The sequence below is a fragment of the Embleya sp. NPDC059237 genome (assembly GCF_042754105.1).
Classification (GTDB): Bacteria; Actinomycetota; Actinomycetes; order Streptomycetales; family Streptomycetaceae; genus Embleya.
In genome coordinates this window covers 645,254-659,645 of sequence record NZ_JBHZAE010000002.1, presented here as the reverse complement: position 1 = coordinate 659,645, position 14,392 = coordinate 645,254, and the positions used below count along the sequence as shown (strand labels likewise).

General features: G+C 71.2%; 12 protein-coding genes. 4 read left to right on the top strand and 8 right to left on the bottom strand.

The features are described from left to right. Positions 1 to 5: 5 nt before the first annotated feature. A complete protein-coding gene (locus tag ACFXKZ_RS09665; protein WP_379998299.1) occupies positions 6 to 671 on the top strand; it encodes a response regulator in 666 nt (221 codons plus the stop codon). Here ACFXKZ_RS09665 and ACFXKZ_RS09660 read toward each other — a convergent pair. After that, entirely contained in the window at positions 668 to 1,312 is a 645-nt protein-coding gene (locus ACFXKZ_RS09660) for a TetR/AcrR family transcriptional regulator (protein ID WP_379998296.1), read from the bottom strand. The genes ACFXKZ_RS09665 and ACFXKZ_RS09660 overlap by 4 nt on opposite strands. A 119-nt stretch (positions 1,313 to 1,431) precedes the next feature. On the opposite strand from ACFXKZ_RS09660, the gene ACFXKZ_RS09655 reads away from it, so the two are divergent. Beyond that, entirely contained in the window at positions 1,432 to 2,307 is an 876-nt protein-coding gene (locus ACFXKZ_RS09655) for an NAD(P)-dependent oxidoreductase (RefSeq protein WP_379998294.1), read from the top strand. On the opposite strand, the gene ACFXKZ_RS09650 is transcribed toward ACFXKZ_RS09655, so the two are convergent. From ACFXKZ_RS09650 to ACFXKZ_RS09620, 7 genes are all read right to left on the bottom strand, one after another. After that, a complete protein-coding gene (locus ACFXKZ_RS09650) occupies positions 2,267 to 3,322 on the bottom strand; it encodes a lactonase family protein (protein WP_379998292.1) in 1,056 nt (351 codons plus the stop codon). The two genes, ACFXKZ_RS09655 and ACFXKZ_RS09650, sit on opposite strands and share 41 nt — an antisense overlap. Next, positions 3,322 to 4,230: a GNAT family N-acetyltransferase gene (locus ACFXKZ_RS09645; protein WP_379998290.1), complete on the bottom strand. Its 909-nt coding sequence runs from the start codon at positions 4,228 to 4,230 to the stop codon at positions 3,322 to 3,324. The genes ACFXKZ_RS09650 and ACFXKZ_RS09645 overlap by 1 nt, the downstream gene beginning before the upstream one ends. A 1-nt stretch (position 4,231) precedes the next feature. Next, positions 4,232 to 6,253 carry a peptidase C14 gene (locus ACFXKZ_RS09640; protein WP_379998288.1) on the bottom strand — a complete coding sequence of 674 codons (2,022 nt, stop codon included), beginning with the start codon at positions 6,251 to 6,253 and terminating at the stop codon, positions 4,232 to 4,234. A gap of 246 nt (positions 6,254 to 6,499) precedes the next feature. Continuing rightward, entirely contained in the window at positions 6,500 to 7,333 is an 834-nt protein-coding gene (locus ACFXKZ_RS09635; RefSeq protein ID WP_379998286.1) for an SDR family NAD(P)-dependent oxidoreductase, read from the bottom strand. Continuing rightward, on the bottom strand, positions 7,330 to 8,196 hold the full coding sequence (locus ACFXKZ_RS09630) for an amidohydrolase family protein (protein ID WP_379998284.1): 867 nt from the start codon (positions 8,194 to 8,196) through the stop codon (positions 7,330 to 7,332). Before ACFXKZ_RS09630 ends, ACFXKZ_RS09635 begins: the two co-directional genes overlap by 4 nt. Further along, a complete protein-coding gene (locus tag ACFXKZ_RS09625; RefSeq protein WP_379998282.1) occupies positions 8,193 to 9,383 on the bottom strand; it encodes a mandelate racemase/muconate lactonizing enzyme family protein in 1,191 nt (396 codons plus the stop codon). The genes ACFXKZ_RS09630 and ACFXKZ_RS09625 overlap by 4 nt, the downstream gene beginning before the upstream one ends. After that, positions 9,383 to 10,756: an aspartate aminotransferase family protein gene (locus ACFXKZ_RS09620; RefSeq protein WP_379998280.1), complete on the bottom strand. Its 1,374-nt coding sequence runs from the start codon at positions 10,754 to 10,756 to the stop codon at positions 9,383 to 9,385. Before ACFXKZ_RS09620 ends, ACFXKZ_RS09625 begins: the two co-directional genes overlap by 1 nt. Before the next feature lie 204 nt (positions 10,757 to 10,960). Between ACFXKZ_RS09620 and ACFXKZ_RS09615 the strand changes: the two genes are divergently transcribed. Beyond that, positions 10,961 to 11,794 carry an IclR family transcriptional regulator gene (locus ACFXKZ_RS09615; RefSeq protein WP_379998278.1) on the top strand — a complete coding sequence of 278 codons (834 nt, stop codon included), beginning with the start codon at positions 10,961 to 10,963 and terminating at the stop codon, positions 11,792 to 11,794. Between the two features lie 325 nt (positions 11,795 to 12,119). Continuing rightward, complete coding sequence (locus ACFXKZ_RS09610; RefSeq protein ID WP_379998276.1) at positions 12,120 to 14,330, top strand: peptidase C14; 2,211 nt, start codon at positions 12,120 to 12,122, stop codon at positions 14,328 to 14,330. Positions 14,331 to 14,392: the final 62 nt, after the last annotated feature.

Sequence of the window (14,392 nt, the reverse complement as noted above, 5' to 3'; positions counted from 1 at the left end):
ACACGATGGCCATCCGGGTGCTGATCGCCGACGACCAGATGCTGGTGCGCGAGGGCTTTTCGGTCCTGCTCGGCGCCCAGCCCGGGATCGAGGTCGCGGGCGAGGCGGTGGACGGGCGCGACGCGGTGGCACAGGTCGCGGCGCTGCGCCCGGACGTGGTGCTGATGGATGTACGGATGCCGGTCCTGGACGGCCTCGCCGCCACCCGCGAGGTCACCGCGGACCCCGACTGCGCGACCCGAGTCCTGGTGCTGACCACGTTCGATCTGGACGAGTACGTCTACGAGGCGCTGCGTGCGGGGGCGAGCGGGTTCCTGCTCAAGGACGCCTCGGCGCGGCAACTCGCGGACGCGGTACGGGTGGTGGCCGCCGGTGAGGCGCTGCTCGCACCGACCGTGACCCGGCGGCTGATCGCCGAGTTCGCCCGGCTCGGCGGTCCGAGCGCCGGTCCGCGCGCCCGGGTCGAGCAGCTCACCGAGCGGGAGACCGAGGTGTTGTCGCTGATCGCCCACGGGTTGTCCAACGCGGAGATAGCCGCGCGATTGGTGATCGGTGAGCAGACGGTCAAGACGCACGTCAGCCGGCTGCTGGCCAAGCTGAACCTGCGCGACCGCACGCAGGCGGCGGTGTTCGCGTACGAGAACGGCGTGGTGCGCGCGGGCGAGCGCTAACGCGTGTCGGTGGTGCGCGGGTAGGTGTCGATCAGCCGGGTCAGGTGGGTGCCGGCGAGCAGCAGCGGTTCCTCGCTGCGGGTCACCTGGGCGGCCAGTTCGGCGCCTTCCAGCGTGCTGATCACGGTGTGCGCGAGTTCGCGCGCGTCGGTCTCGGCCAGGCCCGCCTCGATCAGCTTGGCGAGCACCGCCTCCCGCCAGTGCGCGAACGCCTCGGCCGCGGCGACCTGGATGTCCGGCAGGCCGGCGGCGGTGCCGAGCGCGGTCGCGGTGACCGGACAGCCGTCGACCCAGTCGGAGGCGCGCAGCCCCTCGGCCAGACTCCGGGTGAGCGCGCGGATCGCCGCGCCCGGGTCCGGCTCGGCGGCCAGTACGGCGCCCAGGATGTCGACGAATTCCGCGTCCCCGTGTCGGATCGCGGCGACCGCCAACTCCTGCTTGCCGCCCGGGAAGAAGTGGTACATCGAGCCGAGCGTGGCGCCGGCTTCGGTGGAGATCTGCTTGATCCCGGTGCCGTCGTAGCCCTGCCGCTGCATCAGCCGCGACGCCGTGCGCACGATGCGCTCGCGGGTGCCGGGCGGAGTCGCCCCGGCGGCGGCCTCGGACTGATCGGGTCGGCTCTGCTGCGTCTTCGTCTGCACGGGCCGAGTCTACCGAATAGAGCGTTCGTTCCAGAGGCGTGCTACGTTTCTCGCACTGGATAGAGCGTTCGTTCTAGTCCGGGCATTCCTTTGCTCGTATCGCGAAAACGGGAGTACTCGTGGGTGACAAGCAGGCGGTCACGGTCATCGGTCTCGGTCCGATGGGGCAGGCGATGACCCGCGCGTTCCTGGCGGCCGGCCACCCGACGACGGTGTGGAACAGGACCGCGAGCAGGGCCGACGCACTGGTGGCCGAGGGGGCCGTACGGGCCGACACGATCGAGACGGCGCTGGCCGCGAACGAGTTGGTGGTGCTCAGCCTGACCGACTACGCGGCGATGTACGTGCTGCTCGAACCGGTCGCCGCGGCGCTGGCCGGGCGGGTGGTGGTCAATCTGAGCTCGGACACCCCGGAGCAGGCCCGCAAGGCGGCCGCGTGGGTGGGTCGGCACGGCGGCCGGCAGTTGACCGGCGGGGTGCAGTCGCCGCCCTCGGGCATCGGGTCGCCGGAGATGTCGACCTTCTACAGCGGCCCGGCCGACGTCTTCGAGGCGCATCGGGACACGCTCGCCGTACTCACCGGCACCGACTACCGGGGCGCCGATCCGGGTCTGGCCGCGCTGCTCTACCAGCTCCAGATGGACATCTTCTGGACCTCGATGCTCAGTGCGACGCACGCCCTGACGGTGGCCCGGGCGAACGGCATCTCGGCCCGGGAGTTCCTGCCGTACGCGTCCTCGACGGCCGCGTCGGTGCCGGATTTCCTCGCCTTCTACGCGCCCCGCCTGGACGCGGACGAGCACGGCGGGGACGTGGACAACCTGGCGATGGGCGTGGCGAGCGTCGAGCACGTGCTGCACACCACGCGCGACTCGGGCGTGGACACGGCACTGCCGGCGGCGGTCCTGGAGATCTTCCGCCGGGGGATCGCGGCCGGGCACGGCAGGGACAGCTTCACCAGCCTGACCGAGGTCTTCCGGTCGAGCCGGGGATGATCCGGGATGCCGGCAGGCCCGGGTGCAGCGGCAGGACGCAGCGCGGATCCGGGACGCGCAGCGCCACGCCGAGGGGGCGCAGCGTGCCGGTGCCCGGGGTCCAGGCGAACGCGGTGACCGCGTCGGCGTCGGGGACGGCCGCGTACAGGATCCGGCCGACGAAGGCCAGGTCCTGCGGGGCGGCGCCGCCGGCGGGGAGGTCGGACATCGTATGCGGGGCGCCGGCGGCCAGGGTGGTGATGGTGCCCGGGCCGCGGTTGGCCGCGTACACGTGGGCCCCGTCGGGCGCGGTGACGATCGCGGACGGCAGGCCGGGCGCGGCCAGCGGGTGGCGGGTGAGGTCGGGCAACGCCAGGATCACCGGGTCGAGTTCGCCCAGCAGCCAGCGACCGGACAGGTGCCGGGGGCCGGTTCCGGGCGGAACGGGCCGGGTGGTGAGCAACTGTGGCCGCCCCTGGGTGAGTCGGTAGGTCAGCAGTGCGTCGCTGCCGAGGTCGACCACGGTGAACGTGTCGGTGTCCGCGAAGACGATCTGGTGCGGATGCGCGGCGGATTGCCGGTCCGCGATCACGCCGGAGCCCGACCCCGGCAGCGGGACGGAGGCGGCCACACCCGCGAGCGCGCCATCCGGGGCGAGCCGGTGTACGACCAGGTCGCCGCTGCCGTAGTTGGCGGTGACCAGCCGGCCGCCGTCGGGGGAGACCGCGAGATGGCAGGGGATCGCGCCGTGCGAGGGGGCCTGTTGCCGGATTCGGGCGCCGCCGGTCGTCGTGATCCCGGTGATCGTGCCGACCGGCGCCTCGTCCACGCCGTAGACCAAGTCGAGACGCGGATGGGCGGCGGCGTACGCGGTGCGGACCGGGGCCGGCGGGCCGACCGGGGTCAGTACGCCCGTGTCCGGGTCGGCGGCGCAGACCAGCGTGCCGGCGCCGCCGACCAGGACCGGCACCCGACTCGGCGGCACGGGGTGATTTCTCGCCGAGTCGGGTGGTATCGCAGCGTCCTGACGGCTCATCAGAACGCGTCCGCCGGCCAGTGGATCGCGCCGGGGGCGGTGATCGTGGCGCGCACCCGGGCCCGGTCGCTCTGGATCGGCCGGGCCAGCCCGAACGTGGTGTGCCCGGTGCTCAGGTCGGCGAGTACCGCGCCGACCGCCCGGGTCAGCGCCGCGTCGATCGGCACGTGCAGCGTCACCACCGTGCCGGGGCCGCCGAGTTCACGCGTCGCCGCCCGCAACAGTGCGGGCAGCGCGTACGGGCGGCCCGGGCCGAGCGCGAGTTCGACCACCTCGCCGGTGTCCGGCCGGAGCACCACGTAGTCCCCCTCCTCGGTGACCAGAATCCGGGTCGGCGGCGCGTACCAGTGCGGGAAGCGGTGCGCCCAGTCGGCGGCGGAACGCACCGTGGTCAGCGGCCGGTTCGAATTCCAGGCGGCGTGCGTGGCGACCATCCCGGGCAGATCGGCGGGGGCGGCCGGGCGTACCCGACGATCCCCCCACGCCGCCTCGGGGCCGGCCACGCCGCGCAGATACGGGGCCGCGAAGGTCTCCCAGCCGGATCCCGTGTACACCCCCGGCGTACCGCTGAACATCAACGACCACGCACAACCGTGGCGCGTCATGTCGTCGACGGTCAGGGCGAGCAGCCGCCGGATCAACCCCCGGCCGCGGGCCCTGGGCGCACTGGCCACACTGCCGACGCAGCCGACCGTGTCCACCCCGCCCGCCGGATTGCGAATCGGGCGGGGCTGCCAGTGCACGACGGCGTCGATCCCACCGTCGTCGCCGGCGGCCACCAGGGTGCGCGGATGCCGGCCCGCGTCGCGCGCGTACAGCGCGGGCAGGTCGGGCGCGTCCGTGAAGGCCACCGCCCACAGGGCGCGCAGCGCGGGTTCGTCGGCCGTGGTGCTCGGGCGCAGCCGCATCTCAGATCGCCAGGTTCCCGCTCGTGGCCACCCGCGCGCCGTCCGCCGGCATCGCGGTCCGGGTCACCCCGTCCTCGACACAACCGGTGTGCAGCGCGGAGGAGGCGCCGCCGAACGCCTCCGGGCGCAGCTCCAACCGGCCGCCGGTGAACCGGGTCTGGCCGGCCATCCAGTGGTTGACCCCGCCCGCCAGGCGCACATGCGCACCGTCGGTGGTCGAGGCAGCGCCGGCCAGGTGCCAGCGCAGCACGCCCGCCCCGGCGCCTCGGGACAGCAGCGCGCCCGCGCCGTTGCCGCCGGTCAGCCGGGTGCCGGCGCTCACGTGCAGGTTCTGGTCGCGGACGGCCGACAGCAGGATCCCGGTGTCGGTCAGGGTGCTCGCGGTCAGGCGCAGTACGGCCGAGCCGACCTCCAGGGGCGCGGCGGTCGGCCCCGCGCCGACGAGGGTGCAGGAGTCGAAGTCGACCTCGCCCGAGCCGCGCAGGATCGCGCCGTCGACGCCGGTGAACAGGCAGTCCCGAAAGTGCACGGTGTTGCTCACCGGCGTCTGGACCAGCACCTGCTTCGCGGGCAGGTCGAACGTGCAGCCCTCGACGATGTTCGGCCGGGTCGAGCGGTTCGAGCGCTGGCCGATCGCGAACGTGCGGGCCACACAGCCGCGCATCTGCACGCCGTCGGCGTTGACCTGGAGCGTGCCGCCCGGGTCGAAGGTCGGACGTGGGATCACCCGGACGTTCTCCAGGGTCAGGTCGGTGATCTTCGTACCCGCGACGAACCACGAGCAGGTGTGGTCGCGCACCGTGATGCGCTTGGCCGAAGTGCCCCACAGTGCACCCGAGTTGGCGATGTCCATCAGGCCGGAGTTGCCCTCGAAGAGCAGGTCGTGCTCGTACTGGCCGTGCGTGGTGAAGGGGTTGCCGCCCTGGTCGTCGCCGTCGCCGTGACAGTTGACGACGTGACAGTAGGCGGACGCGGTCAGGTCGTTCAGGTGTCGGGCGTTGCTGGAGACGCAGTCCTCGACCCGGCCGTAGAGGCAGTAGATCTGCTGGGTCAGATAGCCCGCGCCGCCGTACATCACCGTGGGCGGGTTCTTCAACGACGAGCGGGCGGTGACGAAGTGGGTGCACCAACGGCGCATGACCACCGGCCAGAACGAGCCGGTCGCCTCGATCCCGGTGACGTCGCAGCGCACCGCGTACTCGTACGCGATCGGGTGCGAGCCGGTGTACTCGTCGTCGCCGGCACCGGCCCCGAAGAACACCATGTTCCGGACGTCGGCGCGCCGCACGGGTTCCACCCGGGTCCAGGTGATGCCGCGCCCGGCGGCCAGTTCCCATCCGTTGAGGTAGTCGACGCGGATGTGTTTGCCGTCGACGACCTGGGTGATCTCGACCAGCTTCTGCAATTCGCGCTCGTAGGTGCCGCCGCCGGCGATCGGGTCGATCTCGACCGTCCACCACTCGCCGACCTTGAACGCGCCGGCGTCGGGAACCGGGAAGGCGTCGGTGAGTTCGATGACGGTCTCGGGCAGCGCGTATTTCACGACCGTGTCGGTGACCTTGCCCTTGAAGTACAGGACGGCGCCGAAGGGGTTGTCGTGGGTGTTCTTCTCGATGCCGGTGGTGCGCACGGTGTGGCCGCCGAAGTCGAGCACGATGCGCGAGCGGGCGAAGGTGTGGCGTTTGACGAAGAGCAGGTCGCTGTGCGCCTCGACACGATGGATGTACGGGTCGTTCACCATCGCGTCCAGCGCGGCATCGGCCGGGACCTTGTCGTCGAGGATGCCGAACCGGCGGAAGTCCATCACGCCGTCGTGCACCTGGATCCACCGACCGTCCCGGCCGGCGGCGGGATCGGCGAGCACGGTGCCGCCGTTGACCGGAAGCTTCGACCGCGGGTCCCAGCGCACCACCATCGCGCCACCGTCACCCGCCGCGTGATAGCCGGCCACCAGCACCATCGCATCGGCCTCCAGGGGCCTGACGTTCATCCGCAACAACGCGGCCACATTCGGCACGCTCATCGACACATCACGCGAACCCGCGCCATGCCGATCGTCATCGGAGGAGGCCGAGGCGGTCCCCGCGGCGGCCGTACCGGCGAGCAACAACCCGCCCAATCCGCCTGCGGCCAGCAGTCGGCGGCGGGACGACGAAGGGGAAGAACCGAGTGAGGACATGGGTCCCGCTCACTTTCTCGATCCGTGCACGAAGTGGGGTCGGGTGTGTGCCCGTCGGCCCTTTTCGGGCCGACGGGCACACACCGGTGATCAGAGCGAGCTGCGGTACGGCGGCATGTGGCGCATGCGCGGCATCTGGTCCGCGAGCACGCCGCCGTCGACGACGATGCGGGTGCCGGTCACGTAGGACGCGGCGGGCGAGGCCAGGAAGACCACCGCGCCGGCGCACTCGTCGGGGGTGGCGTAGCGGCCGAGCGGGATTCGCTCCCGGTAGGCGGCCTCGAACGGCTCCCGGTCCAGCGGGAATTCGCCGTCGATGGGCGTCTCGACCATGCCGGGCGCCACGGCGTTGACGGTGATCGCGTGCGGGGCGAGTTCGACCGCCAGGCTCTGCACGAGCAGGTCCACACCCGCCTTGGACGCGTTGTAGTGGGCCAACCCGGCCTCGGCGACGTGGGCGTTCTTCGAGGTCACCGCGATGATCCGGCCGGCGACCCGGTCCGCGATCTGGTGCTCGGCGACTCGCTGGGACAGGAAGAACACCGCGTCCAGGTTCACCGCGAGCACCCGCCGCCAACTCGCCACGGAGATCTCGTTGAACCGTTCCAGGGCGGCCGTGCCCGCGTTGTTGACCAGGATGTGCAGCGGCCCGGCCGCGGCCCGCACCTCGTCCACGAAGCCGGCCAGCCCGGCGGTGTCGGCCAGGTCGAACGGCATCACCCGAGCGGCGCGGCCGGTCGCCTCGACGGCCGCGCGGGTCGGCTCCAAGTCGACGCCCGGCAGGTCGGTGAGCACGATGTCGGCGCCCGCTTCGGCCAGCGCGACCGCGAACGCCCGACCCAGGCCGCCGGCCGCGCCGGTGACCAGGGCGGTGCGGTCGGTCAGCGCGAAGTCCACCGTGCGCCCCGCCTCGCCGCCGGTCACGACAACCCCAGCAGGGGCAGCGCGTCACGGAAGATGATCGCCTCCACCGCGTCCCGGTCCAGCGGCGGCAGACCCGGGATGCCGGGCACGGCGGCCACTTCGCGCAGCCCGGTCACCGACGCGTCCACCGTGGTGAACGGGTAGTCGCTGCCGAACAGCAGCTTGTGCAGCACCCCGTAGTCCTGGGCGAGCCGCAGGCTGTGCCACAGCTGGAACGGCCGGTAGTGCAGCGCGCTGAGATCGGCGTACAGGTGCGGGTGCTTGCGGATCACCGCGATGCACTCGCCCTCGAACGGATGGCCCAGATGCGCGAGCACCATGCGCAGTTCCGGATGCCGGATCGCCACCGGGTCCAGCAACCTCGGCTGCGCGTAGGCGATCGGCGCCGCCGAGACGAACGTGGTCCCGGTGTGCACCAGGATCGGCAGGCCGTTGTCCTCGGCGTAGGCGAACAGCGGGTCGTAGTGCGGATCGCCCGGGTCGAAGCCCGCGTACATCGGCATCAGCTTGATCCCGCGAAGCCCCAACTCCTGGTGTCCGAACCGCAGTTCGTCCTGCCAGCCGGGTTGGGTCGGGTCGATCGACAGGTAGCCGATCAGCCGCTCCGGCTGCGCGCCGACATACTCGGCGACGGCCTTGTCCTCGACCCACAACCCGCTGCGTCGTGCCTTGCCGCCGACCACGATGGTACGGGTGTCCGCCGGGCTGCTCGCCGCGTAGTCGGCCCAGCGCACGGTCAGGTCCACCTCGCCCGCGTGCGCGCGGGCCGACTCGGCCTTGAACGCGTCGTCGAAGTCGCAACACTGCCGGAACAGGTGGGAGTGCACGTCGACGATGCCGGGGCCCGCCGGCGCGGAGGTCATGTGCGGTTCCTCTTCTCCCAGCCGGCCGAGAACATGTTCCAGAACCGGTGCGTCGGCGGGTGTTCGGCGAACACGTCGTCGTCGAGTTCGACGCCGAAGCCGGGCGCGGTGGGGATCTCCACGTGGCCGTCGGCGGTCACCGGCAGTGCGCCGCGCACCGCGTCGAATACGTAGGGCTCCAGCAGGCCGTCGAAGGTCTCCAGGATCTTGAAGTTGGTGATCCCGAGCGCGGCGTGCACCGAAACGGTGGTGCACAGCGGCGAGTTGGAGTTGTGCGGGGCGACCATCACGCCGTGCGTGTCGGCGATCGCGGCCAGCTTGCGCACCTCGGTCAGGCCCCCGGCCATGGACAGGTCCGGCTGGATGATGTCCACCGCGTTGGTCGCGAACAGCTGCTTGTACTCGTAGCGGTTGTGGAAGTGTTCGCCGCCGGAGATCGGGAACGGCGCGCGGGCGCGCAGTTCCGCGTAGCGCTCGATGTGCGTCCAGGGCATCGGCTCCTCCAACCAGCCGATGTCGAACGGCTCCAGCGCCCGCAGCAGTGCGGAGGCGGTGGTCATCGCGAACCGCGCGTGTCCCTCGACGAACAGGTCCACGTCCGGCCCGATCGCCTCGCGGACCGCGCCCACCAGCTCGACCGACTGGCGCAGTTCGGCCCGGGACAACTCGTGCAGCCCGGCGCCGAACGGGTCGAACTTGAGCGCCGAATACCCCTTGGCCACGGTCTCCTTGGCCTTGGCCGCGAACACCGCCGGGTCGCGCTCGCCGTTGTACCAGCCGTTCGCGTACACCCGGACCCTGTCCCGGCAGGCGCCGCCGGTGAGCCGGTACACCGGTACGCCCAGTGCCTTGCCCATCAGGTCGTGCATGGCCTGGTCGAAGCCGGAGAGCACGATGCCGCCGATGTCGCCGCCGCGCAGGAAGTCGCCCTGGTACAGGCGCAGCCAGATCTCCTCGGTGTCGAACGGGTCGGCGCCGATCAGGTGCCGCCGCGCCATCGCCTCGGCCAGTGCGGCGGTCTCGGCGACCCGGTAGGGGTGGGTGATCTCGCCGACGCCGGACAGGCCCTGGTCGGTGTGTACACGGACGTAGCCGAAGTCGCGCCACGCGGTGCCCAGGAGCAGGGTCTCGACGTGGGTGATCCGGCCGGCGGGTCCGGTGGGTCGGGTGCGGTCGACGACGAGCATCAGCGGGCCGTCCCCTCGGTTGCGCCGCCCATCGTGGAGGTGCCGGCGAGTTCGTCGATGCCGCCGTCCTTGATCGCGTCCTGCACGGCCAGTTCGGTGGCGGCGATCAGGTGGTCCACGTCGGCGTCGGTGTGCGCGTACGAGATGTGGCTGCGCTTGAGGTTCAACGGCAGTTCGAACACGCCGTGTTCGAGCAGGCGGCGGCGGTAGCCGATGAACAGGTTCGCGTCGTTGGCGAGCAGGTCGTCGTAGCTGCGCGGTACGCCGCCGGTCATGAAGTAGGTGACGAACACCGAGCCGTAGCCGGTGACGACGGCCGGGACGCCGAGCCGGGTGTACATCTCGGCCAGGCCGGTGCGCACCCGCTCGCCGAGGCGGAACACGTGCTCGTGGACCGGCTCCTCGCGCAGCTTGCGCAACGTCTCCAGGGCGGCGGCGACCACCCACGGGTGGCCGTTGTAGGTGCCGGCGAAGAACGCGGGCGCGCCGGGGCGGGTGCTGAACTGCTCCATCAGGTCGGCCCGGCCGCCGAGCGCGCCGACCGGGGCGCCGTTGGCGATGGCCTTGCCGAAGGTGGTCAGGTCGGGGGTGATCCCGGCGATCTTCTGGTAGCCGCCGAGGTCGTGCCGAAAGCCGGTGATCACCTCGTCGAAGACCAGCACCGAGCCGTGTGCGGTGCACTGTTCGCGCAGCGTGGTGAGGAACTCGGCGTCGGGCAGCAGGCAGCCGACGTTGTGCGGGATCGGCTCCAGGATCACCGCGGCGATGTCCGCGCCGTGCTCGGCGAACGCGGCGCGTACCGCGGCCGGGTCGTTGAACGGCAGGACCAGGGTGGCGGCCAGCACCTCGGGCAGGATCCCGGTGGAGATCGGGTCGGGCGCGCCGACTGCCTCGGGCGAGGAGATCACGTTCAGGCTGACCGCATCGTGCCAACCGTGGTAGCAGCCCTGGAACTTGACGATCAGCCGCCGTCCGGTCACCGCGCGGGCGACCCGCAGCGCGTGGAACGTGGCCTCGCTGCCGGTGCTGGTGAGCAGCACCTTCTCGACCGAGGGGACCAGTTCGACCAGGGTCTCGGCGAGAGTGACCTCGCCCTCGGTGACGGCGACGCCGGTCAGGTCCAGGCGGGTCGCGGCCTCGGCCACCGCGCGCTGTACGTCGGGGTCGTTGTGGCCGAGCAGCGGCGGGCCGAACGCGGAGTGGTAGTCGGTGTAGACGCGACCCTCCGCGTCGGTGAAGTTCGCCCCGCTCGTGCCGGTGACGATCAGGTCGGTCAGGCCCGGGATCCGGCGCTGACCGCTGTTCACCCCGCCCGGAATGACCCGAAGGGCTCGGGCGGGAAGGGAGTCGGTGGCGGCTGTGCCGACACTCATCGGTGGGCTCCTTGCGTCGTTCGTGACCGTTCGGATCCGCGGCCCTGCCAGGCCGTGGACCTCCGGCGCCATCCGCCTTCGGCACGCGTCGCAGGTGGTGCATTTTCGTTTTCTGAACACTGTTCGACACAGCCGAACAGTGCAGGACTCTACATTTGGATGTACAAAGCAGTCAAGAGGTCTGGACCGGTAAAGTGTTCTGCTATGTCGAACAGCGTTAACGAGAATGTCGAGGAGTCGAAGTACTGGGTGAAGTCCGTCGCCCGGGCCGCGGACATCCTCGAAGTGCTCTCCGCACGTGGTCCGGGGGACGGCATGAGCGTCACGGAGGTCGGTCAGGCCTGCGGGATCTCGAAGAGCGCGACCTTCGGACTGCTCCAGACCCTGCGCGGCTACGGCCTCGTGTCCGACGACGGCGAGGGGATGAATCGGCGCTACCGGCTCGGGATGGGCCTGGCCCGACTCGGCGACCGGGCCCAGGCCCAGGTGTCGCTGCGCGACGTGGCCCGCCCGGTGCTGGCCGAGCTGACCCGGCAGACCGGCATGGCCGCCCGCTTCGCGGTGCCCGAGGGCGGGCTCGCGGTGGTGGTCGACCAGGTCGGCATAGAGCAGCGGGTCCGCCTGGACCTGCGCATGGGGGTACGGGAGCTGCCGCACTGCACCGGCCTGGGCAAGGCGATCCTGTCCGCGTTGCCCGAGGCCGAGGCGCGCGAGGTGATCCACCGTTCCGGGCTGCCCCGGCGCACCTCGCACACGATCACCGACACCGAGACCCTGATCGCCCACCTGCGCGACGTGCGGGCGACCGGCTACGCGCTCGACGACGAGGAGGACGCGGACGGGATCTTCTGCATCGGCAGCCCGGTCCGCGACCACCGCGACAAATGTGTGGGCGCGATCAGCATCACCGGCCTCAAGCTCGACCTGCCCGGCTGGCGGTTCCAGGAACTGGGCCGCCAGGTGCGGGCCGGCGCGCTGCGGGTCAGCCGCGAGTTGGGCAGCACGGAGAGTGGCGAAGGCGACATCGGCGCCGGCTGAAATCGATGGGTGAACAATCGGGCGAAGGGGTCGTGGCGGAACAATCCGTCGCGACCCCTTCGTGTTCCCGCGATTACGGACGATGAAAGTCGGCCAGGAGGGCTTGACCAGGATCGATGTCCGGGCCTACGTTCCTGGACTCATCAGGGCCCGCACGTTCGCTGCCACGAATCGTGCCCGATCGCCGGCCCCGGGTTGACGGTCCGTCACCACGGCCGCGCAGCCACCCCATGCCATCCGCCGCGCGTTTCCCTCCCCGGTCGGGAAACGACGTCATCGGCACGCGCCACGGGAAGCATCCTCCGTCGAAGGCCGAGGTTCCCCGATGAGCACGTCCCCCACTCCTTCCACCTCCACCGCCACGCCGTCGGCCCCCGCTCCCGGGTCGTCGCGTCGTCGGCTGCTCGCCGCCGGCGGTCTCGGCGGGTTGTTGCTCGCCGGTACGGCCGCCGCGGGGACCGCCTCGGCCTCCTCCGATGACGATCGGCATGGCGCGGGTTCGCGCGACGTGTCGATGAGCGTGCCGAATGTGGCCGCGTTGTTGCGGATGAACGTCAGGCCCCTGGAGGCCGATGCGATGGTGCTGGTGGCCGGCTATCACGCGGCGGGTGACGGTGGCGCGATGGTGGTGCGCTGGGACCCGCGGTCGAAGCTTCCGGTCAACGGCGGCACCGTGCTCGCCGATCCCGCCGCCGGCCGGGACGGTCGGTGGATCCAGGTGCACGACGGCGTGATGGACTTCCGCCGGTTCGGCATCCTCGACGACAAGGTCCCGGCCGATGCCGCGCTGGACGCGATGGTGAACGATCCGTACATCCATCGTGTCGAGGCGCACAGCGACCTGCTCTTCGTCAAACGCCACACCTTCGCCCGCTCGCGCATCGTGCTCGACTTCGGCGGCCACACCGTGCGCACCACCGGCATCGAGAAGAACACCCACGACAACCCCTTCGGCGCCGTCCTGTACTTCAAGGGCAAGGTCACCGACACCGTGGTCAAGGCCAAGCTGTCCCAGCCGATGCCGGACCTCGCGGACGTGTTCGAGGTGCCGGACAGCGCGGCGTTCAAGGTCGGCGACTGGTGGGCGGTCACCATCGATCCCGAAACCGGCAAGGGCAAGTACGAGCAGGAGGTGCAGCGCCTGGTCGAGATCACCCAACTCGTCGACGCCACGCACATCCGGGTCGGCTACAAGATCGGGTGGGACCTCGCCGCCGGCCGCACCTTCACCTGGACCCGGATCGAACCGGTGGACCGGGCGCACGTGCGCAACATGGTCTTCCAGGGCATCGCCGACGGCGACCAGTACACCGGATCGCACCCGATCGCCTACGAGTACACGACCAACTGCGACGTCGAACACGTCGACGCGGTCGGCACGTTCTGGCCGGTGATCATGCGCCGCTGGTGCACCCACTACCGCACCCGCGCCTGCTCGCTGCGCAACCCGGCCAGCGTGACCTGGGGCGGCGCCGGCTATCTCACCCAGCAGATCTACTGCCTGTACGGGCACGTCGAGGACTGCCACGTGGCGAACAGCCGGCACCTCAACGACCTGACCGCCTCCGCCTACTGCTACGTGACGAACTGTCACGGCGACGGCGACGACCAGGGCCCGTTCGTGACGCACGGTCAGTTCGAGCACGACCTCGTCTACACCGGCAACTCCGGCCTGATGACGTTCGCCAACTCCGGCGCCGCGTGGGGGTCGGTGGCCAAACGCATCACGGTCCGCAAGCACGTGTGCTCGTGGTTCGTGGCCCGGGTGAAGATCACCGATCTGACCCTGGAGGACATGCAGGTGATCGGCAAACCCGCGCTGTCCGGCTCCGGGATGCTCTGGGTCAACGCGGATGGCGTACAGATTCGCGGCTGCACCGCGTCGGGGCCGCTGATCGTCTCCCAGGCCTCCAACCGGTCGCAACGCGCCAACGTGATCGCCGACTCCACGTTCACCCTGGCCAAGGACGCCGAGATCACCCAGGCGAACGTGACCGGCGACCTGCACCTGGAACGGGTCACGCTCAAGGGACTGGACAACGCGGCGCTGCGCAACGCCGGTCGACTCGTGCTCACCGAGTGCACCCTGATCGGCGCGCCGAACGCTGCACCGATCACCGTCACCGGCGCCGCGCTGGCCGTGTCCGGCGGCGAACTGCGGGACACCGGGCTGCGGTTGGCGGGCACCGGCGAACAGAGCGTGGCGCTGTCGCGCACTCGGCTCGGCGGCACCAACGCGACCCGTGCGCTGCTCTCGCGCACCGGCGGCGCCCGCACGGTCCGTTGGCAGTTGGACGGCTGCGTGTCGACCGCCGCCGACGCGGCCACCGCACACGTGCTGATCGGCGAGGGCACCAACCGCTACCGCGCGGCGGGCAACACCTTCGCCGGCGGCCGACTCGAACTGGCCGGCGCGGCCTTCGGCGGGGCCGGCGCACTGCTGCACAGCGGCTGCGTCGAGGACGGCGTCACCCGTACCGCGATGCCCGACGAGGGCCCGCGCGTCGCGCACACCGCCGGCAACCAGCTGATCTGACCCGCCCGTACGAGCCCGCAGCACCCTCGTATCCGCACCGCCCTCGCACCACGGGAAGCACC

Coding starts and splice junctions, on each gene's coding strand:
- ACFXKZ_RS09665 (WP_379998299.1), top strand. CDS start 6: ATGGCCATCCGGGTGCTGATCGCCGACGACCAGATGCTGGTGCGCGAG.
- ACFXKZ_RS09650 (WP_379998292.1), bottom strand. CDS start 3,322: ATGAGCCGTCAGGACGCTGCGATACCACCCGACTCGGCGAGAAATCAC.
- ACFXKZ_RS09645 (WP_379998290.1), bottom strand. CDS start 4,230: ATGCGGCTGCGCCCGAGCACCACGGCCGACGAACCCGCGCTGCGCGCC.
- ACFXKZ_RS09640 (WP_379998288.1), bottom strand. CDS start 6,253: ATGAGCGTGCCGAATGTGGCCGCGTTGTTGCGGATGAACGTCAGGCCC.
- ACFXKZ_RS09630 (WP_379998284.1), bottom strand. CDS start 8,196: ATGACCTCCGCGCCGGCGGGCCCCGGCATCGTCGACGTGCACTCCCAC.
- ACFXKZ_RS09625 (WP_379998282.1), bottom strand. CDS start 9,383: ATGCTCGTCGTCGACCGCACCCGACCCACCGGACCCGCCGGCCGGATC.
- ACFXKZ_RS09620 (WP_379998280.1), bottom strand. CDS start 10,756: ATGAGTGTCGGCACAGCCGCCACCGACTCCCTTCCCGCCCGAGCCCTT.
- ACFXKZ_RS09615 (WP_379998278.1), top strand. CDS start 10,961: ATGTCGAACAGCGTTAACGAGAATGTCGAGGAGTCGAAGTACTGGGTG.
- ACFXKZ_RS09610 (WP_379998276.1), top strand. CDS start 12,120: ATGAGCACGTCCCCCACTCCTTCCACCTCCACCGCCACGCCGTCGGCC.